The organism is Bacteroides sp. f07 (genome assembly GCF_042854785.1).
Taxonomy (GTDB): Bacteria; Bacteroidota; Bacteroidia; order Bacteroidales; family Bacteroidaceae; genus Bacteroides.
The window spans coordinates 2503631-2528252 of the sequence record NZ_BAABXI010000001.1 but is presented as its reverse complement, the minus strand read 5'-3'; the positions used below and the strand labels follow the sequence as shown (position 1 = coordinate 2528252).

Genomic DNA, 24622 nt, shown 5'->3' with positions numbered 1-24622 from the left:
TTTCATACGATTCTGTTCTGTTTATGTCCAAATCGTCGATGCAGCACATTCAGCTGATGCGCGAGGCTCGCATCGACCAGAAGATCATCGAGCCGGAATATGAAACCGCCGATGAGCGACGGATCCACTTTGCGGCAGAGCCGCACCTCCCGGCTGCGGGTCCGCATCTGCGCCAGTCCGGCAATCCGCTCCGCCTCCTGATCGCTTACGGGAACGGCTGTGGTCAGCTTGGCATCGAGGATGTCGTGTCGTTGCTTGTACAGGGAGATGTAGGAGTGCAACATGAAACACAGGAACTTCTCTCGACGACGGCGCAGGACCAACGCGATGAATCCGTTCAACGTGCGGCTTATTCTGCCGTCCGACACCTGCCAGAACAGCGCTTGCTTGGCCGTAGCCGGCAATACGGGTGAAAAGAGGGCTTCCCGTATCGACGGGTCGGTTTCATAGACGGCAATCAGATGCAGCACCTCGTCGTAAACCTTCCGCTCCTCACCGTTTGCAGCGGCGAAGTCGGCCAATGCCCTGGCATAACGCGTAGCTATCAGTCCGGTGTACATGTCGTTCCGTATTTCGAGTGTTCGATTTCATCGAGCAGTTGCCCCGCCAGCGCAGCCTGTGCGGTTCTGTCCTGCAATTCTCGCCGCAGCATCTTTTCCGTAACGGCCACGGCGAGCAGGGCTACCTGTTGCCGGGCATCGCGCAGGATTGCTTCACGCTCCGCTTCGGCCTCGGCGCGGGCATCTGCCACCAGACGGGCACGCTCCTTGGCGGCTTGTTCCCGGGCCTCGGACAACAGGCGTTCCTGTTCCCCGGCTGCCGCGCGGAGAATACCCGCGCGTTCGGCTTCCGCTTCCATGAGCATCATTCGTTTCTCCGTTTCGACTTCGGATAGTTGCTGACGGGCTTTCCGTGCTGCGACAAGCGAAGAATCGATATAATGCTTACGGTCGTCGATAGCCTTGACGATGACCGGAAAACCGAACTTCGCCACGAGGAAAAACACCGTACCGAACGCAAGCGTCATCCAGAACAGCAATCCCGATTCGGGTTGTAACAGTCCCATGGTTGCTGTCTTTAAGGATTACAACGCCATGAAACATACGGCCACGGCGAACAGGGCCACACCCTCGATAAGCGCTGCGACGATAATCATATTCGTGCGGATCTTGTCTGCCGCTTCGGGCTGGCGGCCGATGGCCTCCATCGCCGACGAACCGATTTTGCCGATACCGAAAGCCGCACCGATGACGGCCAAAGCTGCACCGATGGCAGCACCGAAAATTCCTAAAGTTTCCATAATTCAACTTAATTTGAAGTTTGACTTGTTTGTTATTTTATTTCTGCATTTTGTTCTGTACGGGGCGTCTCCTGCGCCAGTCCGATGAACACGGCCGAGAGCATCGTGAAGACGTAGGCTTGCAGGAAGGCCACTAACAGTTCGAGACAGTTCATGAAGACGCTGAGCAGTACCGACACCACCGTCATCGAACCGTTTACCGCCGCGCCCATTTTCGCCGTGACGAAAACGATGCACGTGAGAATCAGGATCACCGAATGGCCGGCCATGATGTTGGCGAACAGACGGATCATCAGAGCGAACGGCTTGGTCAGGATGCCGACGAACTCAATCAATGGCATGATCGGAATCGGCACCTTGAGCCACGTCGGCACGTCGGGCCAGAAGATATCCTTCCAGTAGTGTTTCGTTCCGAAGAGGTTGATGGCCAGAAATGTGGCCATAGCCAGCACCAACGTCACAGCGATATTGCCCGTCACATTGGCACCTGCCGGGAAAACAGGTATCAGTCCCATCAGGTTGTTCACGAGGATGAAAAAGAACACCGTGAGCAGATAGGGTGCGAACTTGCGCCACCGTTCGCCGACGCAGGGACGGATGATGCCGTCCAGGAGCGACGAGCAGAGCATTTCGAACAGTCCGACCAGTCCGCGCGGTGCCTCCTCGGTCGCCCTGTGCCGGCGATACCAGCGTGCGACACCCAGCACGAGCAGCACGAACAGCGTGCTGTTTATCAGCAGCCCCGCCGTTGTCCGGGTAATCGACAAGTCCAGCGGCCGCAGGTCCGTGCCGTCGGCCTGCCGTTCGACGATCTTGCCGGCATAGGGGCCCTCGTCGGCAATGCGCAACCCCCGGTATTCGGTACCGTGGTGCAGCCGCGACGAAGAGAAGCAGTGCCATCCGGTCGTATTGCTGCGGACGATAACGGGCAGCGATACGGCAATCTCGTGGTCGCCGACAGTCGTGATGTGCCATTCGTAGCTGTCGCCGATATGTTCCATGACCACACCGATGACATCGGGTTCCGACTGTTCCGCATTCGCGTGGAACGGAAGCGACAGCCAGGCGAGAAAAAACAATATTTTATATCTCCATTGCATGATATTTATTTTTGGGAACAGGGCTCGGAAAGTTCGACATTGGCTACCACCGTGTCTCGCTCTATTCTGACGAAGCCTCGTTTAATTTCCCGTTCGTATTCTTCTGTTCCGGTTGCATAGCGGATTTTACCCGCTGTCAGTTGGGCGATCAACGGCGCGTGGCCGGGTAAAACGGTAAAAGTTCCTAACGATCCGGGGAAGGTGACTTTCTCGACGCTCGTGTGGCATAAAATGCCGCTCGGAGCCACAATAGTAAGCTGCATATCAACATGTTTTTTAGTTCCTTAATTACGATTTGCGCAACAGCTCCTCGCCCTTGCGAATGGCATCGTCGATGGTGCCCACATTCAGAAACGCCTGCTCGGGCAGATGGTCCACCTCGCCGTCGAGAATCATCCGGAAGCCTCGGATCGTCTCGGCAATGGGTGTCATGACACCCGGAACGCCCGTGAACTGTTCCGCTACGGAGAAGGGCTGTGAGAGGAATCGCTGAACGCGGCGAGCGCGATTCACGGTCAAGCGGTCTTCGTCCGATAGCTCATCCATGCCCAGGATGGCGATGATATCCTGCAACTCCTTGTTGCGTTGCAGGATCTGTTTCACCCGCTGGGCTGTTTCGTAATGCTCCGTCCCGACGATGTTCGGGTCGAGGATACGCGATGTGGATTCCAACGGATCGACGGCGGGATAGATGCCCAGCTCGGCGATTTTGCGGCTCAGCACGGTCGTGGCGTCGAGGTGTGTGAAGGTCGTGGCGGGAGCCGGGTCCGTGAGGTCGTCGGCCGGTACGTAAACCGCCTGCACCGAGGTGATGGACCCGTGCTTGGTAGAGGTGATGCGCTCCTGCATCTGCCCCATCTCCGTAGCCAGCGTGGGCTGGTAGCCTACGGCCGAGGGCATGCGCCCCAGCAGGGCCGAAACCTCCGAACCGGCCTGCGTGAAACGGAAAATGTTGTCGATGAAGAAGAGAATGTCTTTCGAGGCTCCTTCTTCGCCGCTGTCGCGGAACGATTCGGCGACCGTCAGCCCCGACAAAGCCACCGATTTGCGGGCTCCGGGAGGCTCGTTCATCTGACCGAACACCAGCGTGGCCTGCGACTTGGCCACCTCGTCATAATCGACCTTCGAGAGGTCCCAGTGACCCTCTTCCATGCTCTTTTTGAACTCTTCGCCGTAGCGGATCACGCCCGATTCGATCATCTCGCGCAACAGGTCGTTGCCCTCGCGGGTACGCTCGCCCACGCCGGCGAAGACCGAAAAACCGTTATGCCCCTTGGCGATGTTGTTGATGAGTTCCATGATGAGCACCGTCTTGCCGACGCCGGCACCGCCGAACAGACCGATCTTGCCGCCCTTGACATAGGGTTCCAAAAGGTCGATAACCTTGATGCCCGTGTAAAGCACCTCCTGCGAGGTGGCCAGCTCGTCGAACTTCGGCGGCTCGCGGTGAATAGAAGCCTTGGATGTCCGGTCCAACTCGCGCATGCCGTCGATACTTTGACCCGTAACGTTCATCAGGCGGCCCTTGATCTGCTCGCCCACAGGCATGGAAATAGCGCTGCCCAGCGGAATCGCTTTCATGTGGCGCCGCAGGCCGTCTGTCGAATCCATCGCCACCGTGCGCACCGTATGTTCGCCGATATGCTGCTGGACCTCGACAATCAACTCCGTGCCGTTATCCCTGCGGATTGCGAGAGCCTCGTTGATGGCCGGCAACTGCCGTTTCTCTGCCGTATTCGGGAAATGGACATCCACGACCGGACCGATGATTTGAGAAATGTATCCTTCCATTTGTTTTGTCTTGTTTATTTCGTACAGCAAAGCAACTAATTATGCGCGACGCGGCGGTTATCTTTTCGGCTCATAGATTGTCCGATATATACCGTCCGTTCCGTAAAACAACATATCGAACACTCATAAGTCCGAAACGGATATGGGAGAAGACGACCCGGCACATGGTCGTCTCCTGTTTCGTACAAAAAAACACCCCTCCGTTTATTGGCGGAGGGGGTGTAACCGTATTCGTAGAAACTTACTTGCGGAGGTATCGGTTCGCGATCAGTCTGATTTGCTTGCGGTAAATCAGACAGGCGATGACAAAATAGACTCCTGTCTGGATCCACAGCCCCCGCAACTCGAAAGCGACATCCGAAAGCGTCGCGCCCATCGACTGAATACGGACATATCCGTTCATGCCGAAAGTCGAAGGGAAGAGACAGGCCACCCATTTCCAGAAGGCGGGAACGTCAGGCCACGGCCACGACACGCCGGAGATGAAGAGCAGCGGCACGGAAAGACATACGAACAGCAGGATGCAGTCCTCGCGCCGCCATACGAGCGACGAAAGTACCATCGCCAGAAAGATGCACGCGAGCAGGAACGGCGTAACGAATACCGTAAGCGTAGCAAGGTCGCCCAGTTGCGGCAGCGAGAATCCGTGCGTGACAACCGTAAAGGCGTAAACCGACATCACGAAATAAATGCCGAAATAGGCCGCAGCCTTTCCCAGTACGATGTGTACGGGATTCTTATAGTCGCGGTGGAACGGGATGAGCGACCCGCGAAAGCGTTCGCGCGTGCGACCGGCCGACATGCCGACACCGAGCAGCAGTGTCTGCTGGAGAATCAGCATCAGCACAGGGGGTATGAGAAACGCCGCAAAACCGCTTTGCGGATTGTACAACGCGACATAATCGTACTCGATGGGCGTATGTTGTATCTCGTCCTGACGGTCGGTCGTGCCCGGCATGTGACCGACCTTGATGTCGGCATTCATTTCCAGGGATACCTTGGTCGTCGCCAACAGCAGAGCCTTGTAGTAAAGCATGCTGCTCATGTCACTGTAGATACCGACGAAGGTCTGGTCACCGTGCCAGATATCTTTCGTGAAACTCTCGGGAATGCGGATGATGCCGAATGCCTCGCGACGCCGCAACAACTCCTCGGCCTCGGCGACCGTCGTACAATGCGCCACGATTTCGACGTCGGGCGTAGCGTCCACCATGCGGATGAACGCACGGCTTTGCGCCGTGCGGCTGTCGTCGATGACAACAGCCGGCACCTCGCGCACAACTTCGTTGGTATAGACCCACGAATAGAGAAGCGGATAGGCCAGCGGAACGAAGATGATGAATATCAGGATGCCTTTGTCCTTGACCAGGTCTGCCAACTCATCGTACCAGATGCGGAAAATATTGCGTATCGATTTCATGGCTTATAATGATATTTGAGGAACGCGGCACGGTAACGGCCGTTGACCGTTAGCGGCAGCATGATGAAAAGCAGCAAAGCGACGACCGAGGGCCATGCGTAGGCAATCGGATAGCCGTTCAGCGCTTGGTTGACATAGAGCAGATAGTAATGACGCAGCGGGAACAATGCCGCCAGATGCTCCAGCACGGGAGCCATCGCGGTCGTCGGATAGGTAAATCCCGCCAGCGAGAACGAAAGAATCCCCCACAGCGACGACAGACACATCGCAAGGCGCATCTGGCCGCTGAAAACACCGAACAGGAAGACGCCGAACGCCTGTGCGGCCAGTACGGTCAGGACACCGATGCCCATCATCGTCGCAATGCCGCAGTTACACGGGAATCCCATGAACCGGTACAGATAGACGTCGTAAAAGACGATCATCAGTGTATATAGCACCGTCTGCGGCAACAGTTTGCCGACCAGAGCCGTCGTTACGGAGTAATCGGCCATGCGGAACCATGTACGCTGCGTCCGCTGCTTCCATTCCAGTCCGATCGTGTAGGTCGTCGAGAGCATGATGAGCAGAATCAGAATGCCCGGCAGCACGATATTCGAGAGATAGACGGAATAATCCAGCGTCGGATTGTTGAGCGGATGCGCCTCGGTGACGATGGGACGGATCACGGCCATCGCCTCGTCTTCGTTATACCCTTTGGCGTAAAGCGTCTCGCGGGTCAGTGCCAGCGAAAGAATCTCGGAGGTCGTCATCATATCCTTCATCAGCAAGGTTCCCGGAACGAAGTAGGCTTCGTTGGTGTAGAACGACACTCGGGGTTGCTTGCTGGCCATCGCCTGCTCGGTCGTGCCCTTCGGGATGTAGAAGAATCCGTAGATCTCACCCCGCTGCACCGCCTCGCGGGCTTCGGTGAACGAGTCGTACTGGTCCGTGAATTCCGAGGCTTCGAACGCCTCCATCGTGCGTGCGAGAATACGCGTGATGTGCGTGCGGTCCTGATCGACCAGTCCCATCGGAAGCCCGGTCGGCAAACCGGCCCGCATCAGCGACGTGAAGAAAATTACGCATACTACCGGCATGACGAGCATGCAGGACAGGAAGATGGGCCGGCGGGAGAAGATACCCAACTCCCGCCGGAAAATAGCCTTCAGTCTTCCTGTAATTCCACGATATTTCATTCGATTTCGCTTTTACGGAGAACAACCGACATGCCTGGATGAAGCCCCTCGAAAGGCAATACGGGACGGGCACGCACCTCGAACGTCTTCAGGTCGAAACGGTCGAGGGCTTTCGTCGCCTTCCATACAGCGAAACTGCCCACGTCCTTCATGCGCGTGATACGCACGGGGACAGCGATGTCGAGAGCCGGAAGGTAAGCCGTAAGCTCCTTGCCGACGGTGATGCCCGGCAGCAGGTCCTCGCGGATGTTGAAGGTGAACCACACATCGTCCATACGGGATACGTTCATGATCGGAGCTCCCGTGCCGACCAACTCGCCGACTTCGGGGAAAATCTCGGTCACAAGACCGTCGTCCGAGGCCGTGAGAATCGTCTCGTTCATATAGGAGGTCACCTCGGCAATGGCGCCTTGCGCCCGTGTCACCTGCGCTTCGGCGGCCAGCTTGTCCTCATGGCGGGCTCCATTCACGGCCATGTCGTATTGCGCCTTGGCCGCGCGTTCCGTAGCGACGGAGGCGTCGTATTTGGCCTGCGCCTCATCGAACTTCTGGGCCGCGATAACCCCCTCGCCGTGCAGCCGCTCTATACGGCGGAAGGTCTTTTCGGCCACCGCCAAACCTGCCACCGCCTGCTGCCACACCTCGTATGCGGCTTGTATCTGCTCCTGACGGGAACCGTTGCGGGCTTTCATCTCCAATGCTTCGGCAGCCGAACGGGCGGCCTCGGCCTGTGCCAGCTTGGCGGCCATGTCGGGAGCCTCCATGATGGCGAGCGTGTCGCCTTTCTGCACGCGGTCGCCCTCGACGACACGGATTTGCAGCACACGCGAGGGCACTTTGCACGAAACGCGGTAATCCGTCGTTTCGACCTCACCCTGAATATACTCCTCCTTTTCGGGCAGCGAAAGCCCGATGATGATGACGACTGCGATTGCCGCAAGCATCGCTACGGCCGTCAAAAGAATCCCTTTTTGCTGATTGTTCGTTTTCATATACTCTGTTATTTAATTATTTCAATGTACCCAAAGCCTTGCGTAAATAGAGATCTGCGAGCATCACATCGATGCGGGCGGTAAGTTGTTCCGAATGCGCGGACAGCCATGCCGTCTGTGCCTCCAGCACGTTGCTGACGGGAATGACACCCTCCTGCATGCCGATGGTAGCGCAACGCAGATTTTCATCGGCTTCCGCTTGGCTGCGCGAGGCGGCCGCATAGCGTTCGGTCGCTTCCTGCATTTTCTGGCGGCTTTGCGTCACTTGCAACTCGATCTTCTCAGTCGCCTCGTCGAACTGATACGTGGCGATAGCGGCTTCGCGGCGGGCAACCTGCACCTTGTGGTGGCGTTCGCCCCAGGTTAGAATGGGCACCTTCACCACTACGCCGACATTCCATATACCGTTGAATTTTTTCTGGAATCCGTTGGTCAGCGAAGGATTGCTCGCCAGATAACCGCCGGTAAGCGCCACATTGGGCATGAACTCGGAGCGGGCGATCGTCACCTTGTGTTTGCCGATCTGTTGTGCCATGTCGAGACTGCGCAGTTCCGGCCGGTTCTCCAGTGCGGTCTCCAGGTCCGCAACGGTCAGCAGCGTCGTCTCGGGCAACGTCTCCGCCGCTTCATCCCGCAACCGGACTTCCGTTGTCATCTCCAGACCGCACAACTGGCAAAGCAACATCTTGGACAGTGCCAGACCGTTATCGATCTGGATGAGTGTCACCTCCGCTTCATTGACTTTCACCTTGATGCTCAAGCCGTCAGCCTTAGTGGCCATTCCCGCCTCAATCAGGTGCTCGACATCGCCGTCGAGCTTCCGCACCAGTTCGAGATAACTCTCGGCCAGCCGCTTCTTCGACTGCAAAGAGACAATCTGCCAATAGGTGCGGTCTACTTCGAGAATCACCTCTTGCAGCTGCTGGTCGTGCTGGCTGTGGGCGATTTGCTCCGCAAAACGGGTAATCTTGTTATAGGCTACGATCTTGCCGCCCATATAGACAGGCTGGGTCAGCATCACAGACGCCACCGTCATGTTCCGCGTATCGGTACGCAAGGCATCCACCAATCCCGCTCCGGCCGCATCGAGCCCGCCGGCAAGCGCGCCGAGATGCTCGCCCAGCGACGGATACTGCTGGACTACACCCTGCAACTGCTGTCCGGCATTGGTGCCGAGATGGCTCAACGCATCTTTCTGCCCGTCGCTGATGAGCGACAGTTCGTCCGATGTGCGCATATAGGCTCCTGCCGCCGAGACCTTGGGCAAATAATTCGTAAAAGCGGCTTTGCGCCGGTGATAAGCCGCCTGCTCTTTCTCGCTCGCGATGCGTAGCTCCTTGTTGTTCTGAATGGCCAGCGTCCGGCACTCTTCAATCGAAAGCTCCATCGTTTGAGCTTGCACCGTGAATGCCGAAACGAGCAGCCACCCCGTTAAAATTCGTGTCTTCATATTTCTGCTTTTGTTTCGGCTGCAAAAATGGCCTATTCGCCAGAATATGCGGTTATCCATCCGTATGCTAAGATAGCCGATATTCTACACCATACGGGTGTTGGTAAATATCGAACACTCAATAAGAGTTTTCGACTACCTGCCGTATCCGAAAAGAACATATTTTTGTATCCTGAAATAATTTCTAAAAACCGAATCACATGCAACTCGAATCCAATAATGAAGAATCTTTCAGATTCCTGTCGGAACATTTCGTCATCTTCGAAAACGCCAAGGATTTCGTCCGATTCGACGAAAACAAAGGTTGGCGCATGCTGCTTTTTTGTCTCGACGGGCGTTTCCAGATAGAGGTAAACGGCACGCCCTATACGATAGAGCCGAACGACATAGCATTCTGCACGCCGGATAAGATAGCAGCCCACACGATGATGAGTCCCGATTTCAAGGGATATCTGGCCTGCTGTTCGGCGAACTTCTCCAAACGGATATTTCCGAATTCGGCGGATCTCTGGAACAAGGTGTTCTATATGAACCGCAATTTCAAGATTCACCTCTCCGATAAAGAAGCCGCAGAACTGCTCGAAGATTATCATTTCCTCAAACGGAAAATAGTACACATCGACCATCTCTACTACGACGAGGTCATGCGCTGCCTGTTGCAGGCATTCCTTTATCAGACGGCGCACGTGCTCAGCAATCACATAGCGGCGGAAACGGCTCCGGCCGAAGAACCGCTTCAGTCCCGCCACCAGATTTGCCAGGCGTTCATCGACCTGCTCTCCTCGACCAAGCCCGTGCCGCGCTCGGTACAATGGTATGCGGACCGCCTCTGCAAAACACCGCGTTATCTCTCTACGGCGGTCAAACGGGCCAGCGGCAAGACCGCCTCGGAATGGATACACGAAGCATTGACGCGCGAAGTGGCCGACGCACTGAAAAATTCCGCGAAGAGCATCAAGGAAATTTCCGACGAGCTCGAATTTCCCAATCTTTCGTTTTTCGGACGGTATTGCCGGCAGCGATTGGGATGCTCGCCGTCCGAATTCAGACAACAGAAAAACAAAGGATAAATTCAAGACAGGATGAACAAAGATAAATGCTTCATTAGATGTTTGTTTTGCCTCCTGTTGCTCTTGCCCGGCTGGAACGGCTCCGATGCGTATGCGCAGGAACGTCGTAAAGTAGGACTGGTGCTCGGAGGCGGTGGAGCCAAGGGCGCCGCAGAAATCGGAGTGCTGAAAGTCCTGGAAGAGGCGGAAATACCGATAGACTATATCGCCGGGACGAGCATCGGGGCAATCGTGGGAGGATTGTATGCCATCGGTTACGATGCCGCCGCCCTCGACAGTATGTATCGCAATCAGGATTGGTTATTCCTGATCAAGGACCAGGTGAAAAGGGAGTCGAAAGCGTTTCTGTCCAAAGAAGAAAAAGAGAAATATCAGCTGCATATTCCGCTCTCTAAGGAGAAAAAAGTCGCATTTACATCCGGAGGATACGTTGCCGGGCAAAATATATTGAACCTGTTTTCCAAACTCACCGTAGGATATCATAGCGTGGACCGCTTTTCCGATCTGCCGATTCCGTTCCGGTGCGTGGCCGTCGATATAGTCGAAGGAAAGGAAGTCGTGTTGGATTCCGGCTCCCTGCCGCTTGCCATGCGCGCCAGCATGTCCATCCCGGGTGTTTTCGCTCCGGTGGAATGGAACGGGATGTTGCTGGTCGATGGCGGTGCACTGAATAATCTGCCGGTGGATGTCGTGAAAAAGATGGGGGCCGAGGTGGTCATCTGTATCGATTTGAGTACGGGATGGCGGAGCAAAGAAGAACTGAAATCGGCCTCTACCGTGCTCGACCAATTGGTCGGAATCATGGGGCAACCGAAATACCGCAGCAATAAAGAACAGGCCGACCTCTATATCAATCCGGCACTGAAAGGATACAACGCCGCCAGTTTCCAGACCGAAGCCATCGATACGATGCTGTTGCGCGGCGAACAGGCTGCGCGGGACAGATGGGACGACCTGCTTGCCCTGCGTCGATACATATACCATGACAACGCTCCCGACTTTTCGCCCGAAAAGACGACAAGGCCCTGTTTGGCCGGAACATATTCGATAGGCAAAATCGAAATAGAGGGCATCGGAGGGAAAGAGAAGGAATGGGTGCGCAGAAAAATCGGATTACAGGAATATTCGGAAATATCGCAGGAAGAGATCGACCGTGCATTAGTCAAATTGCAGGGCTTCGACATCTTTTCACGGGTGGAGTACCGTTTGGGGAATACGGACCCGCACGATCTGGTATTTCTGCTGGAAATGAAAGATTATCGCAAAATCAATATCGGAGTCCGTTTCGACACGGAAGAGTTGGCGGGCATATTGGTCAATCTCTCCAACAACCAGCAACTGGCGACCAAACATCACTATTCCGTTACGGGGCGCATATCGAAAAACCCCTATCTGGAAGCAGGGTACGCTTTCGGGCATCTGTTCGGAGCCAAATTCGGCGCGTCCTATCGGCTGGGGTATCACGATTTCGACCTTTACGCCGGCAAACACGATGTCGGAACAATGAAGTTCGCATCCCATGCGTTGGCCGGATACTATACACGCGACATCGCTAATTTCCGCATGAAAATCGGGGCGCAATTCGAATACTTCGACTATCGTTCCGAATTGTTCGAACGGCAGGGAACGCCACATGAAATCCACTCCGATGCTTTTCTGAACTATTTCGCGGACTTTACAATGGACACGTATGACAGGGTATATTATCCCACGCATGGAAGCAGGATACAGATACGCGGCACCCTATACACGGACGACGGCATTTCATACGATGGCGAAGCTCCGTCCGGGGCACTGGATTTTCACGCCGGAACCGCGATCCGGCTCGGCTCGCGCCTGTGCCTCCTGCCATCGGTACAGGGACGCTTCCTCTTCAGCGATGACCTGCCGTATATCTACCGGAACTATGTGGGAGGAATCGTCGATGCCGACTATCTGCCGTGGCAGAAAGCGTGGGAAAGCGTCCAGAACGTACATATCGTCGAACGGAATTTCGCCGCCGCGAAACTGGCGCTCCGATACCGCATCCACAAAAAAATATACGCAACAGCCTTGGGGGAATACGGAAAAGAAAACCGCAAAATCGAAGATATGTTTAGCGGCGGCGATTTGTGGGGATGTGCTCTTCGGGTTTCGTATGATTTCCTGCTGGGACCCATTGCCATTCAGGCCAATTATTCCAATCTGTACAAAAACGTAGGGGTCTATATGAGTGCCGGCTTCAAATTCTGAGCCTCCTTTCTTTTTCTTGTAACGTCCCGAATTTCACCGGAATTCGGGACGTCGTGTTCCATACGCGACCATCTGTGTCCGATTCGTTTGCGCTGTAAGGTTTGGACTATTCGCGGGTAAAAAACGGACACCGAAACTATTCCGGACTCCTGTAATTTTACATGCGAAAGAATCGGCAACCATAATAAAATTTAATAGAATGATGGAATACCTGAATTGTAAAACGAACACTCCGGCATGGCATGAAGTCACAGTGGCCTCCCATGTGCCGCAGAAACTGGAGAAACTCTCCGAAATGGCGCGCAACCTATGGTGGACGTGGCACGACGACGCTACCGCGCTCTATGCCGACCTCGACCCCGAATTGTGGGAAAAGGCGGGACACAACCCCATCGTATTGTTGGAGATGATAGGCTACGAGCGGATGGAAACACTCTCCGCCGACCCGTCGTTCATCGCCCGCATGGACGATATCTATACCCGTTTCCGCGAATACATGGACGAAAAACCCGATGTCCGGCGTCCTTCGGTGGCCTACTTCAGCATGGAATACGGATTGAACAAGATCCTGAAAATTTATTCGGGAGGACTGGGCGTGCTGGCCGGCGACTATCTCAAAGAGGCATCGGACAGCAATGTCGATCTCTGCGCCGTGGGCTTGCTCTACAGGCATGGATATTTCGACCAGAGCATCACGATGAACGGCGAACAATGCGAGGTTTTCGAGGCGCAGCACTTCGGCAAACTACCCATCGAGAAGGTGCTGGACCAGGAAGGGCAACAACTGGTCGTTCATGTCCCTTATACCGATTACTTCACCGTACACGCCAAAGTCTGGCGGGTCAATGTCGGCAGGGTTTCGCTCTTCCTGCTCGACACGGACCACAGCATGAACAGCGAATACGACCGGTTCATCACTCATCACCTCTACGGAGGAGACAACGAGAACCGGCTCAAACAAGAGATTCTGCTCGGAATAGGCGGCATGATGGCACTCAAGGCATTGGGCATCCGAAAAGAGGTGTACCACTGCAACGAAGGACATGCCGCACTGATCAACATTCAGCGACTGTGCGATTACATCGGCGAGGGGCTGACTTTCGCCCAGGCGATGGAGCTCGTGCGTGCATCGTCGCTCTATACGGTACATACTCCCGTTCCGGCAGGACACGACTATTTCGACGAGCCGTTGTTCCGGAAGTACATGGAGCAATACGCCTCCAGGCTCGGCATTGCGTGGGATACGCTCATGGGGATGGGACGGAACGAACCCGATGACAGGGAGGAGAAGTTCTGCATGTCCGTGTTCGCCTGCCGCACCTGTCAGGAGGTCAACGGCGTGAGCAAGTTGCACGGCGCCGTTTCGCAGGAGATGTTCGCGCCCCTGTGGAAAGGCTATCTCCCCGAAGAAACCCACGTGGGATACGTCACCAACGGCGTGCATCTGCCGACGTGGTGCGCGGCTCGGTGGAAAGAACTCTACGCGGAATATTTCGGCGAAGCGTTTTTCAAGAACCAGTCCGACGAAAAACGGTGGCAGGCGATTTACGACGTGCCTGACGAGCGCATCTGGGAGATACGCATGCGGATGAAATACGACCTGATGGAATACCTCAAACGCAAGTGCAAGGCCGATTGGCAGAAGAGCCAGCTCGATCCGTCGATTATCGGACCCATCGTAGAAAAGTTCAATCCCCATGCCTTGCTGGTCGGCTTCGGCCGCCGTTTCGCCACCTACAAGCGGGCGCACCTGCTCTTCTCCGATACGGAACGGCTGGCGAAAATCGTGAATAACCCCGAACGCCCCGTGCAGTTCATTTTTACGGGTAAGGCACATCCGGCCGACGGCGCAGGGAAAGGGCTTATCAAACAGATCATCGAACTTTCGCATCGCCCGGAGTTCCTCGGCAAAATCGTCTTTCTCGAAAACTACGACATGGAACTGGCAAGCCGGCTCGTGGCCGGTGTCGATGTATGGCTCAATACGCCGACCCGTCTGGCCGAAGCATCGGGAACATCGGGAGAAAAGGCTGCGATGAACGGCGTGCTGAACTTTTCGGTGCTCGACGGCTGGTGGGCGGAAGGCTACCGCAAAGGTGCCGGATGGATGCTCCCGGCGGAGGCCTCCTACGATAATCCGCTGTTCCAAAACCAATTGGATGCCACGGCCATCTATTATGTGCTGGAACACATGATTCTGCCGCTCTATTACAAGCGCACGGACAAGGAATACTCCGAAGGGTGGGTTCGGTACATTAAAAACTCGCTGGCACAGATCACTCCGCACTATACGATGAAGCGACAGCTGGACGACTACTACGACAAGTTCTACGGCAAACTGGCTGCCCGTTTCCGGAGCCTGGCCGCCGACGGATATGCCGAAGCGAAATCGCTGGCTGCATGGAAAGCGACAGTGGCGGACCGCTGGGATTCTATCGAAATCAAGTCATTGGAGGTAGGCGACGGACTGAACGCTACCATCGAAGCAGGACGCGACTACGAGGTCTCCGTCGTCGTGGATGAGAAAGGTCTGGACGATGCCATCGGCGTGGAATTCGTGACCGTTCACAACGAGAATGGCAAGGAGCGTATCTATTCTGTCACTCCGTTCGAAATGACGCATCGCGAAGGCTCGCTTCATACCTTCCGCGCGAAAATCGGGGTGTCGAATGCCGGCAGCTTCAAACTGGCGTTCCGCATGTACCCCAAGAACGGTAAATTGCCGCACAGACAGGACTTCTGTTACGTGCGCTGGTTCTGACATTAAAACGATAAAATCATGGATAAACACAGTATCGGGCTCAATGCCGGTATTATTTGGCAGATATTGAGCGACAACGTTCAAAGAACGTATGACGAATTGAAAAAAGAGTGCGGTCTTTCGGATTGCGACCTGAATGCCGCCATCGGGTGGTTGGCGCGCGAGGATAAGATTGAATTCGAACCGCTGCCCCAGAAAAACGAAATCGCGTTCATCGTTCACTTCAACAACTATTTTTAGACATGGAACAGATAAAATGTATAGGCGTGCTGACATCGGGAGGAGACGCTCCCGGCATGAACGCCGCAATCCGGGCCGTGACACGCACGGCCATCTACCACGGGTTTTCGGTAAAAGGGATCAAACACGGATACCGGGGACTGGTGACAAATAAAATCATCGACCTGAAATCGCAGAACGTCAGCAACATTATTCAGCAGGGCGGCACGATCCTCAAGACAGCCCGCTGCAAAGAGTTCACCACGCCCGAAGGCCGCCGGCAAGCCTACGACAACATGGTCGCCGCCGGCATCGACGCGCTGGTGGTCATTGGCGGCGACGGCACGATTGCCGGTGCTCGGGACATCGCAGTCGAATACGACATTCCGGTTATTGCACTGCCGGGAACCATCGACAACGACCTCAGCGGCACGGATGCCACGATCGGCTACGACACGGCACTCAATACCATCATGGAGGCTGTCGATCGCCTGCGCGATACGGCGACCAGCCATGAACGCCTGTTCTTCGTGGAAGTCATGGGACACAGGGCCGGCTATCTCGCGCTCAACGGAGCCATCGCATCGGGAGCCGAAGCGGCAATTATCCCCGAAATGGAAACAGAAGTCGACCAGCTGGCCGAACTCATCAACAACGGATTCCGCAAAAGTAAAAACTCGGCAATCGTATTGGTGGCGGAGAATCCGCAGACAGGCGGAGCATTCGGACTGGCCGAACGGGTCAAGAAGGAGTTCCCGCAATACGATGCCCGAGTGACGATTCTGGGACATCTCCAACGGGGCGGATCGCCGACATCGTTGGACCGGATTCTTGCATCGCGCCTGGGAGAATCCGCCGTCAAAGCGCTGATGGAGGGACAACGCAACGTGATGATTGGCGTGAGAAACAGCCAAATAGTCTATGTGCCTTTCTCAAAGGCTATTAAACACGACAAAGGCATCAATCGCGATTATATCGAACTGGTACGCATGCTCTCGATATGACCGTTAAACTCGATGTGAGATGGCTTGTCCATAAGATAGAAATTGCAAAATGAGATAATATGAATAAGAAAGAACTGATCCGAGCTATATCCTACGAACTCGACCCGCCCATATCGCAAGATAAAATCACGCTGATACTCGACAAAGCCGTCGAGATAACCAAACGCACTCTCGCGACCGGCGAACCTGTGAAATGGGCGGAATTCGGTTCTTTTGTGTTGAAGGACGTTCCGCCCCGACGCTACTATTCGGCAAAACTCAAGAAGTACACCGTCTCCAAAGGGACAAAACGAATCACATTCGTCCCGACGAGAATAAAATAACGTACAATCTATTCTTGAACAGGAAAGCTATCGGAAATTTTCCGATAGCTTTCTTTATTATATTCCCTGTTTTTTCAGGCAGAATCCCTATCTTTGCAGAAGATTTAAGATATTAAAAGCGTTAGCTTTTGTTCTTGCACCGAAATCTGGCAGTTTCAAACCCGCAAGACAGACAGTGGACGCCTGCGCGTAGCGTGGGCTTAACTTGTTTGCGGGTGGGCTTGCCAGAGCCTCGGTGCGGGCGGGTTCTGTCCCACGCTTTTCGCATGTATAACCGACCTGAGAGGGACATAAGGTCTCAACATTCAGGTCAATGGAAAAATCGCTCTTGGAACAGCTTATGACGCTGCCCGCCGATGCCACCACCGCAACCGTACAAGGTGTCGCCATGCAGGTAATCGACGAAACCGCCCGGCAATCCCTTCTTCAATCCGACCCCGAAGATACGCACATCCACGAATGCACCCTCTCCAACGGAACATTCATCGCCGATATGCAAAACGGCCGGCTGATTGCCTTGTACAAAGTCCGGTAATATATATAGTTTTCGGACATCGGAAACCCAGCCGTAAGAACTGATAAATGAGGTATTTTCATAAGTTCTTACGGCTTCATTATGCAAACACGGCAAATAATCGCTATCTTTGCGGTGTTTTAAGAAAAATATTGGAAAGCGTTTGGCTTTTATCCCGTAAATCGGAATCTGGTAAATTCACTACACATGGGATAACAAGACTGAATGCTCACGTTATGCGTGGGCGTTACTTGTTATGTGTAGGGTTTACCAGAACCTCGATTACGGCAAGCTGATGTCCCACGCTTTTCGTATATGAACATAACCGGTCTGTAGGGGCAGCAGCCACCCTTGCAAGACAATGGACAAGAATCAGAATCACCCGTCCGCTCCGCAGCCGGCCTCTGCCACCAGCGATAGCTCCTCTCGTGAGCAGCAAGCCCGGGAAATCATGCAACAACTCGTCACCGAAGGCATCTTCTCTCCGGATGAAGCCGCCGAAGTCACCTTCTCCGACACGGCATTCATCTGCATCCCGGATACAGGACAAGAGCCTGCCGATAAAAAAGGCGTGAAATGAATCTCATCCCACGCCTTTCGTCTATTCCGATTTCCGCTTGCACAGCTCGTCATACTGCGAGACGGTCAGCGTAAAATCCGTAATATCGAATCCGAGCACCTTCCACCAGTATCGGAACGAATAGCCCGTCTCCGACGACACCCGTTTGGTTTTGCAGAGCCGGTCGATAGCTTTCTCCCGCAGGTTACTCAACCTCGCCACATCCTTCAGAGAGCGTGTCACGGCTTCCAGTTTTCCCTCTTCATCGAATACCAGCACCTTGCGCTCTCTGGGACCCGATTTTCCGCCGCGCCGTTTAGGTCCGACCTCTTCCACGTGTTCGACGTCCGGGACAAGTTGGTCCGCCTGCTGTTTCAGCAACGGCTTCGGTTGCAATCCGGACAACCAGTACACCTGTTCTCCGCTGACCCGAAAAGTAACACCGCGCCGTCCGGCAAGCAGTTCCGGCTCGAACAGACACCGGTACGCCAAATCATTTGCTTTGTCTATGACAATCTCGACGAGCAAGGAATCGCCCTCTGCCAGCTCCTTGATGTCGATTCGGTGCGGCATCTTATCGCCGCTGCGGCGACCTTTCCGGAGGATAATCCGCTCTCTGACTACGGCCATCGGTCTTGCTATTTAGCGTCCCTCACGGCAGCCAGGAATGTCTTGGCCGGCTTGAACGCGGGAATGTTATGGGCGGGAATCGTAATCGTCGTGTTCTTCGAGATGTTGCGGGCGACCTTCTCGGCTCTTTTCTTGATGATGAAGCTGCCGAATCCGCGCAGGAACACCTCATTGCCTGCAATCATCGAACTCTTCACGCTTTCCATAAACGCCTCCACGACATTCATTGCTACCGTTTTCTCCACTCCCGTCTGCTTCGCAATCTCTGCTACAATTTCAGCTTTTGTCATAATGCTCGATATTTTTTAGTGATATATTCGTTTTACGAACGCAAAGATAATTAAAATTAGTGTAATAAACCGCTGATAATTAGCACTTCCTGTAAAATGATCGTCAATTAGAATATAGAGCAATCATTTGGAATGAGCAACATACGTCGATGATTACAAATCACTTACAAACTATCATACAAGCAGTTCCCCAAACAGAGCAAAAAATTATTCCAACCTTGTGCGTTTCTTTTTGCCTGATTCCTTGAATACTATTTTCCAACCACCTTTCGTCATGATATATTTCCCCAGTTTGGGAGAATAAAGTTTTTGGGGAAAGACTTCTTTGATAACCAATGACCCGAATCCCGACCATTTCACCGATTCTCCCGTTTCAAGTGTCCGGTTGGTTATTTCAATGGCCTTATCAAGAACCATCGTGACTTTTTCTTGAGATATAGGCAATTCAAGTTCCCGAGAAATAAGACGTATCAATTGTTTTTTATTCATATTAGGATATTCTCGTATAGCATGTGAAAACCTACCTCAAGATAGAAACGTTGAAATAAATATGCGACGCAGAGAAAGACAGCTACGACAGCGATAATCATTGTCGTATAATGCCTTTCTTTCGCCATTAAATGCTAATATCCCAGTTTGTTAACCCATTCGCGAATGGTTTTCTCATCGGCACGATTGAGAAGACGCCCCTCTTTCCAATTCAGAGCAGGATAATCTTTCTTCAATGTCGCCGCACTGTTGTTGATTGTACTTCCTCCTGAAGTAGCGAACGGAATGACTGCCTTACCTTTCAAGTCGTGACTTTCGATGAACGTATCGACGACCCGCGGGGCGAGATCCCACCAAATGGGATAACCGATGAAGACGACATCGTAATCTGTGATGTTTTCCTTTTTGCTCTTGATTGCCGGCCGCGACTTCGGGTCGTTCATCTCTACCGAACTGCGCGACTGCTTGTCGTTCCAGTCAAGGTCGGCACTCGTGTAAGATTTGGCTGGCGTAATCGTGTAAAGCTCTCCGCCCGTAACATTCGCCAGTTTTTCGGCAGCTCGTGCCGTCGTTCCCGTCGCCGAAAAATAGGCTACCAGTATTTTGCTGTTTGATTTTCCTTTGCTCATATCCTGTCTTTGTTGTGCGTCGGTGGCGGTCGCCATGCCGACCACCGACAGTAATATCAATAAGAACCTATACATGATGTTTATTATTTGAGTTTGTCATATTCTTCGTCGGTGACCGGTTCCAGCCATTCATTGGAAGTGTTCTCACCTGAGACCTCGAATGCAAGGTGAGCGAACCAGCTGTCGGCCGCCGCACCGTGCCAGTGTTTCACGTTTGCCGGAATGTGGATGACTGTACCGGGCAGGATCTCCACGGCGGGTTTGCCCTCCTCTTGGTACCAGCCGCGACCCGCTACGCCGATAAGCATCTGTCCGCCGCCTTTCGTTGCACGGTGGATATGCCAGTTGTTGCGGCAGCGAGGCTCGAAAGTCACGTTGGAAATGCTTACCTGCTCACGCGAAACCGGTGCGAGGTAACTGTTGCCGGTGAAATATTTGGCATACGCCGTGTTGGGTTCGCCGATGGGGAAAATCATTTCACGTTGGAATACTGCCCTGGCATCCTCGCCGGTCGTGTCTTCCGCCCATACGTCTTTCGCCAGACGGAATGCTGCCCATGCTTTCGGCCAACCGGCATAGAAGCCGATATGGGTGATGATTTCGGCTATCTCGGTGCGGGTGATGCCGTTGTTCTTCGCCGACTGCAAATGATATGTCAGCGAGTTGTCCGTAATACCTTGACTGATAAGAGAGGTAATCGTTACTAAACTGCGGTCACGAAGACCGAGCTTGTCGGTGCGGCTCCATACCTCGCCGAAAAGAACATCGTCGTTGAGTTGGGCGAACTTGGGTGCGAACTCGCCTAACTGGTCGCGTCCGGCGGTCTGTACTATCTTTTCCTGTGCCATAACATTAAATGTTAAAACGGTAAATACTGTAATTAAAATAATTCGGTTCATGATTCATTATTGAATGAAGTTATTGATTCGGTTCGCAGGGTTGAGCGGCGTCTGGTCGGACAGCACCAGCGACTTGACCATGTGCAGCGTTCCCTGCTTGTATTTCTGGAAATGCTCCGAGGCGATATGCTTTTCGTATGCTTCACGGCTTGCGTATGTTTCGAGAATGGTTATCTCGTATGGATTCTCCTTTTCGCCGACGGCGTACATGGTCAGCACGCCCGGTTCGGTGCGCAGCGAGATTTCTCCTACTTCCGTCGCATATTTCATATACTCGTCGAGGTGCTGTGGGTAAACTTCGATTTTCGACAGGCGCACGATACCGTCGGCGGCCATCGGCTCCTTGGCGCACATTCCCGGCTGCTTGTCCAAGTTCAAACACTTGCCGATAATCTCTCCGGTGGCGATGTAGGAATAGGTCGGGAACTCGAACAGTACAGGTTTCAACCGTGTATAGTCGAGTTTCCTGTCAGCGTCAAGTACATCGGGAGCAGCGTAAGTGTTGGCGATGGAGCAGATGAAGTTGTCGAAGCCATCGGTTTCGTAGATGTCCACCACGGCGCACTCCATCGTCAATGGTGAGGCGTCGATTACGGGCGTACCGTTCTCTCCCCAATGGTATTCGAATACGTTTGATTTATCAACCGATGTGCCGCTCACACTGCCCACGTAGTCGGCTTTCGGCAGCATTTCACGACTCACGAGGTTAATCGAGAGCTTCTTTGACTTCCTTATCCCTTGATTGGTATAATGGCTTTTGCTCATGCTAACGAGAATCCGGTCGTGACCAATGATACCCGTATGGCCCACAACAAGCCAGTTTACCTTGCCATCGACCTCCGCACCGACAACAGTCATTGGTTTGGGATAGAGAGCAAGCAGGTTTCCGATATTCTTCTTTTCTGTTTCCATGATATTGGGGTGATTCATTTTATTTTTCTCTGTCGTGCTGCATGATAACAGCCCGAACAGAAACACTACACTTAATAAAATTCGCATCATATTCTTTCGTTATTCCAGATTGACTTGATAAACTTTGCCGGAACACCGCCCACGACCGTATTTTCCGCAACGTCTTTTGTTACAACGGCTCCCGCCGCAACGACAGCGTTGTCTCCGATAGTCACGCCTTGCAGGATAGTCGCATTGGAGCCGATCCAAACGTTCTTACCCAGCACGATGGGAGCCGGGTAAGTGGTTTTCCGCTTTTCGGGCGAAAGTCCATGATTGAGCGTAGCAAACACTACGTTGTGTCCAATCTGGCATCCGTCGCCTATCGTCACGCCGCCGTGATCCTGAAAGTGGCAGCAGGCGTTGATGAAAACTTCTTCGCCTATGGCGATATTCTTTCCGAAGTCCGTGTAGAACGGAGAAAAGACGCGAAGCGACTGCGGTACTTCACAGCCGAACAATTCGGAAAGCAGTCCGCGTACTTCATCCGGCGTATGATAAGTCGTATTCAGACGGAAAGTAACGCGACGTGCCTCGTTGCTCATCTCGTCCATAAAACGGTGTATTTCCTCCGTGTCGAGAGCTTGTCCCGTCTTTGCATACTCTTTGAAATCGGCTGTCGTCATATTATTCCCTTTCGATTTTTACCGTTATATCTCCTGTGACGGTCAGAGCCTCGATGTCATTGCCGTCGATACGACCGATTTTTATCAGTTCGTTGCTATGCGACCAACTCTTGCAGAAAATCGCTACGTTGCCCCACGGCGCATAAATCGTGATGTCGCCGGGCGTGGGAGCACAACCGCGTGCTACGCCTTCGGTCGTCAGAGCTGGATCGGGATAAAAGATTTTCTCAGTCGTGTTATTGTAATCATTCAGTGTAACCTCCAACGGCAGACGGGAAAGAAAATCCCTGCCTGCCGCATTGTCCTCCATCGTAGCGGTAATCGTGCGGTCGCCGACCGAAATTTTCACTTTCATAGATGTTTCTCCTGGTGTTTCTGGTTCTTCCCTGCTCGCTCCGATTTCCTCCAGCCATGCAGTAACACGGGTGGCCATTTGGGAAAGCCCTGAAGAGGTCAGCAACAAGGTTCGGTCGATTATCGTTGCATCCGGACAAAGGCTGCGGGCTTCATCGACCGAAGTGGAAATTCCGCTGCTACCGCTTGTGGCGAACAGGGCGATTCGTTTCCCGGCAAGTTTCGAGGCATGGGAGTGCAGGAACGCCTGCATCGGCGTCGCCATACTTCCGTACCAGATCGGATAACCGACGAACACGATGTCGTAACCGTCGAAACTTTCCATCGATGTCTTGACGGACGGATAATTGCCACGACGGATAGCGGCCAGTTCTTCCTGCGCGCGTTCCAACATGGCATTGTAGTCGCTGTCATAGTCTACCTCCGGTTCTACTTCGAGAATGTCGCAGTCGAGTGTCGTCCGAATCAGTTGCGCCACACGTTCGGTATTGCTCGTGCGGGAAGCATAAAGGACGAGGTAACGACCGTTCCCGCCGGGAGTAGGCGTGTCGGGGTTATCATCGGAACCATCACCGCCACCCGGATTTTCCGGTTGTTCGGACTGTTCGGGAGTGAACGGCTCTTCCGAACCGTCTCCGCAAGCCGCCATAGAAAAGACGGCGAACAATAAGAGCGGAATCAATAAAATCTTTTTCATAATTTATACTCTTTATTTGTCGATTTGGCTTTCAGTAAACGGGTCGGCACGGTGGCCCATAAGGTCGATTCGTGCGTATTCTTTGTCGAACTCCTCCATTTCGTAGGGAGTGAGACGAACAGTAGCTGCACCGAGGAAATCATCTAAATGGTCGGGACTGGTCGTGCCGGGTATCGGAGTGATCCACGCCTTGCGCGAAAGCATCCACACGAGGGCGAACTGCGCCGGAGTAATACCTTTGCGCTCCGCCCATTTGCGGACAAGAGCAACAAGCGGCATATTGTGCCGCAGAGCTTCGGGCGTGAATTGCGGCAGATTCCACCTACGGTCTCCCTGTTTGAAGCGGCTATTCTCGTCGATTGCGCCCGTAAGAAAAGCACGCCCCAACGGGCAGTAGGGAACGAATCCGATGCCCAGCTCTTCGAGCGTCGGGAATATCTTCGTTTCGGGTTCGCGCCACCAGATGGCATACTCGCTCTGCACGGCCGACACAGGGCATACCGCATGGGCGCGGCGGATGGAACGTGCGCTCGCCTCCGACAATCCCCAATGCAAAACTTTTCCTTCTTGCATCAGCTCTTTGACCGTGCCGGCGACCTCTTCCATCGACATGTTCGGATCGACACGGTGCTGGTACAGGAGGTCGATATGGTCTGTACGCAGTCGCCGGAGCGACCCTTCCACTGCACGGCGGATATGGTCGGGACGGCTGTTGAGTGCAGTCGGCTTGCCTTCCTCCACACCGAAGCCGAATTTCGTCCCTATCTTCACTTTGTCGCGCACGGGTTGCAAGGCTTCGCCCACCCATTCCTCACTGGTGTACGGTCCATACACCTCCGCCGTATCGAAAAAGGTCACGCCTTTGTCATAAGCACGTCGGATAAGGGCAATCATATCCCTTTTTTCATACTTCCCGCCATAATAACCGACCATCGGCAGGCAGCCCAGACCGATGGCCGACACGTCCAGTCCTCCGAGTTTTCTGTATTCCATGTTTTCTGACGAATTATTTCCGTTTGAATAACTGTTTTTCGCTTGTGAAGAAGACTGAGCGAAAAGTTTCGACATGCCCGTCCATTCTCCGGCAGCTAACAAAGCCGTCATCGATGCTGTTTTCAAGAAGTCTCTTCTGTCCATAATTCCT

27 protein-coding genes are annotated in these 24622 nt (G+C 53.7%); 6 read left to right on the top strand and 21 right to left on the bottom strand.

The features are described 5' to 3' along the window. Positions 1-2 precede the first annotated feature (2 nt). The 10 genes from ACGHVY_RS10395 to ACGHVY_RS10350 all read right to left on the bottom strand — a co-directional run bounded on the left by ACGHVY_RS10395 (position 3) and on the right by ACGHVY_RS10350 (position 9231). The gene (locus ACGHVY_RS10395) at positions 3-560 is read right to left on the bottom strand and encodes a F0F1 ATP synthase subunit delta (protein WP_390598879.1); all 558 of its coding nucleotides are present in this window, start codon (positions 558-560) and stop codon (positions 3-5) included. Next, positions 545-1066, bottom strand: a complete 522-nt coding sequence (atpF, locus tag ACGHVY_RS10390) for a F0F1 ATP synthase subunit B (RefSeq protein ID WP_390598877.1) — start codon at positions 1064-1066, stop codon at positions 545-547. Before atpF ends, ACGHVY_RS10395 begins: the two co-directional genes overlap by 16 nt. Positions 1067-1084: 18 nt before the next feature. Next, on the bottom strand, positions 1085-1300 hold the full coding sequence (gene atpE, locus ACGHVY_RS10385) for an ATP synthase F0 subunit C (protein WP_289300029.1): 216 nt from the start codon (positions 1298-1300) through the stop codon (positions 1085-1087). A gap of 32 nt (positions 1301-1332) precedes the next feature. Further along, positions 1333-2400 carry a F0F1 ATP synthase subunit A gene (gene atpB / locus ACGHVY_RS10380; protein WP_390598875.1) on the bottom strand — a complete coding sequence of 356 codons (1068 nt, stop codon included), beginning with the start codon at positions 2398-2400 and terminating at the stop codon, positions 1333-1335. A gap of 5 nt (positions 2401-2405) precedes the next feature. After that, positions 2406-2663, bottom strand: a complete 258-nt coding sequence (locus ACGHVY_RS10375) for a F0F1 ATP synthase subunit epsilon (RefSeq protein WP_390598873.1) — start codon at positions 2661-2663, stop codon at positions 2406-2408. Between the two features lie 25 nt (positions 2664-2688). Beyond that, positions 2689-4191: a F0F1 ATP synthase subunit beta gene (atpD, locus tag ACGHVY_RS10370; RefSeq protein ID WP_390598871.1), complete on the bottom strand. Its 1503-nt coding sequence runs from the start codon at positions 4189-4191 to the stop codon at positions 2689-2691. Between the two features lie 241 nt (positions 4192-4432). Then, a complete protein-coding gene (locus tag ACGHVY_RS10365; RefSeq protein WP_390598869.1) occupies positions 4433-5611 on the bottom strand; it encodes an ABC transporter permease in 1179 nt (392 codons plus the stop codon). Beyond that, the gene (locus ACGHVY_RS10360) at positions 5608-6789 is read right to left on the bottom strand and encodes an ABC transporter permease (RefSeq protein WP_390598867.1); all 1182 of its coding nucleotides are present in this window, start codon (positions 6787-6789) and stop codon (positions 5608-5610) included. Before ACGHVY_RS10360 ends, ACGHVY_RS10365 begins: the two co-directional genes overlap by 4 nt. After that, positions 6786-7781 (bottom strand): HlyD family secretion protein, encoded by a 996-nt coding sequence (locus ACGHVY_RS10355; RefSeq protein ID WP_390598865.1) that lies wholly within the window; start codon positions 7779-7781, stop codon positions 6786-6788. The genes ACGHVY_RS10360 and ACGHVY_RS10355 overlap by 4 nt, the downstream gene beginning before the upstream one ends. Before the next feature lie 16 nt (positions 7782-7797). After that, positions 7798-9231: a TolC family protein gene (locus ACGHVY_RS10350; protein WP_390598863.1), complete on the bottom strand. Its 1434-nt coding sequence runs from the start codon at positions 9229-9231 to the stop codon at positions 7798-7800. A gap of 200 nt (positions 9232-9431) precedes the next feature. Here ACGHVY_RS10350 and ACGHVY_RS10345 point away from each other — a divergent pair, with 200 nt between their 5' ends. The 6 genes from ACGHVY_RS10345 to ACGHVY_RS10320 all read left to right on the top strand — a co-directional run bounded on the left by ACGHVY_RS10345 (position 9432) and on the right by ACGHVY_RS10320 (position 16840). Further along, complete coding sequence (locus ACGHVY_RS10345; RefSeq protein ID WP_390598861.1) at positions 9432-10301, top strand: helix-turn-helix domain-containing protein; 870 nt, start codon at positions 9432-9434, stop codon at positions 10299-10301. Positions 10302-10313: 12 nt separating this feature from the next. Continuing rightward, a complete protein-coding gene (locus ACGHVY_RS10340) occupies positions 10314-12533 on the top strand; it encodes a patatin-like phospholipase family protein (protein ID WP_390598860.1) in 2220 nt (739 codons plus the stop codon). Between the two features lie 202 nt (positions 12534-12735). After that, positions 12736-15294, top strand: a complete 2559-nt coding sequence (glgP, locus tag ACGHVY_RS10335) for an alpha-glucan family phosphorylase (RefSeq protein ID WP_390599672.1) — start codon at positions 12736-12738, stop codon at positions 15292-15294. Between the two features lie 18 nt (positions 15295-15312). After that, on the top strand, positions 15313-15534 hold the full coding sequence (locus tag ACGHVY_RS10330; protein WP_390598858.1) for a winged helix-turn-helix domain-containing protein: 222 nt from the start codon (positions 15313-15315) through the stop codon (positions 15532-15534). A gap of 2 nt (positions 15535-15536) precedes the next feature. After that, positions 15537-16517 (top strand): 6-phosphofructokinase, encoded by a 981-nt coding sequence (gene pfkA / locus ACGHVY_RS10325; RefSeq protein ID WP_390598856.1) that lies wholly within the window; start codon positions 15537-15539, stop codon positions 16515-16517. A 59-nt stretch (positions 16518-16576) separates the two neighbouring features. Further along, on the top strand, positions 16577-16840 hold the full coding sequence (locus ACGHVY_RS10320; protein ID WP_390598854.1) for an HU family DNA-binding protein: 264 nt from the start codon (positions 16577-16579) through the stop codon (positions 16838-16840). 310 nt (positions 16841-17150) lie between these two features. Here the strand turns inward: ACGHVY_RS10320 and ACGHVY_RS10315 are convergent, their stop codons facing one another. The 11 genes from ACGHVY_RS10315 to ACGHVY_RS10265 form a co-directional block, all read right to left on the bottom strand. Beyond that, positions 17151-17471 (bottom strand): hypothetical protein, encoded by a 321-nt coding sequence (locus ACGHVY_RS10315; RefSeq protein ID WP_390598852.1) that lies wholly within the window; start codon positions 17469-17471, stop codon positions 17151-17153. A 130-nt stretch (positions 17472-17601) separates the two neighbouring features. After that, positions 17602-17904 carry a hypothetical protein gene (locus ACGHVY_RS10310; RefSeq protein ID WP_390598851.1) on the bottom strand — a complete coding sequence of 101 codons (303 nt, stop codon included), beginning with the start codon at positions 17902-17904 and terminating at the stop codon, positions 17602-17604. A 51-nt stretch (positions 17905-17955) separates the two neighbouring features. Then, positions 17956-18543: a hypothetical protein gene (locus tag ACGHVY_RS10305; RefSeq protein ID WP_390598849.1), complete on the bottom strand. Its 588-nt coding sequence runs from the start codon at positions 18541-18543 to the stop codon at positions 17956-17958. 8 nt (positions 18544-18551) lie between these two features. Beyond that, the gene (locus tag ACGHVY_RS10300) at positions 18552-18833 is read right to left on the bottom strand and encodes an HU family DNA-binding protein (RefSeq protein WP_390598847.1); all 282 of its coding nucleotides are present in this window, start codon (positions 18831-18833) and stop codon (positions 18552-18554) included. A gap of 207 nt (positions 18834-19040) precedes the next feature. Further along, a complete protein-coding gene (locus ACGHVY_RS10295) occupies positions 19041-19322 on the bottom strand; it encodes an HU family DNA-binding protein (RefSeq protein ID WP_390598845.1) in 282 nt (93 codons plus the stop codon). A 134-nt stretch (positions 19323-19456) separates the two neighbouring features. Then, on the bottom strand, positions 19457-20026 hold the full coding sequence (locus tag ACGHVY_RS10290; RefSeq protein WP_390598844.1) for a flavodoxin: 570 nt from the start codon (positions 20024-20026) through the stop codon (positions 19457-19459). An 8-nt stretch (positions 20027-20034) separates the two neighbouring features. Further along, positions 20035-20850, bottom strand: a complete 816-nt coding sequence (locus ACGHVY_RS10285) for a carboxymuconolactone decarboxylase family protein (RefSeq protein WP_390598842.1) — start codon at positions 20848-20850, stop codon at positions 20035-20037. A 6-nt stretch (positions 20851-20856) separates the two neighbouring features. Then, complete coding sequence (locus ACGHVY_RS10280; RefSeq protein WP_390598840.1) at positions 20857-21852, bottom strand: flavin reductase; 996 nt, start codon at positions 21850-21852, stop codon at positions 20857-20859. Beyond that, entirely contained in the window at positions 21849-22427 is a 579-nt protein-coding gene (locus tag ACGHVY_RS10275) for a DapH/DapD/GlmU-related protein (protein ID WP_390598839.1), read from the bottom strand. Before ACGHVY_RS10275 ends, ACGHVY_RS10280 begins: the two co-directional genes overlap by 4 nt. Before the next feature lies 1 nt (position 22428). Further along, positions 22429-23478: a cyclophilin-like fold protein gene (locus ACGHVY_RS10270; protein WP_390598837.1), complete on the bottom strand. Its 1050-nt coding sequence runs from the start codon at positions 23476-23478 to the stop codon at positions 22429-22431. A 12-nt stretch (positions 23479-23490) separates the two neighbouring features. Further along, positions 23491-24615 (bottom strand): aldo/keto reductase, encoded by a 1125-nt coding sequence (locus ACGHVY_RS10265; RefSeq protein WP_390599671.1) that lies wholly within the window; start codon positions 24613-24615, stop codon positions 23491-23493. Positions 24616-24622: the final 7 nt, after the last annotated feature.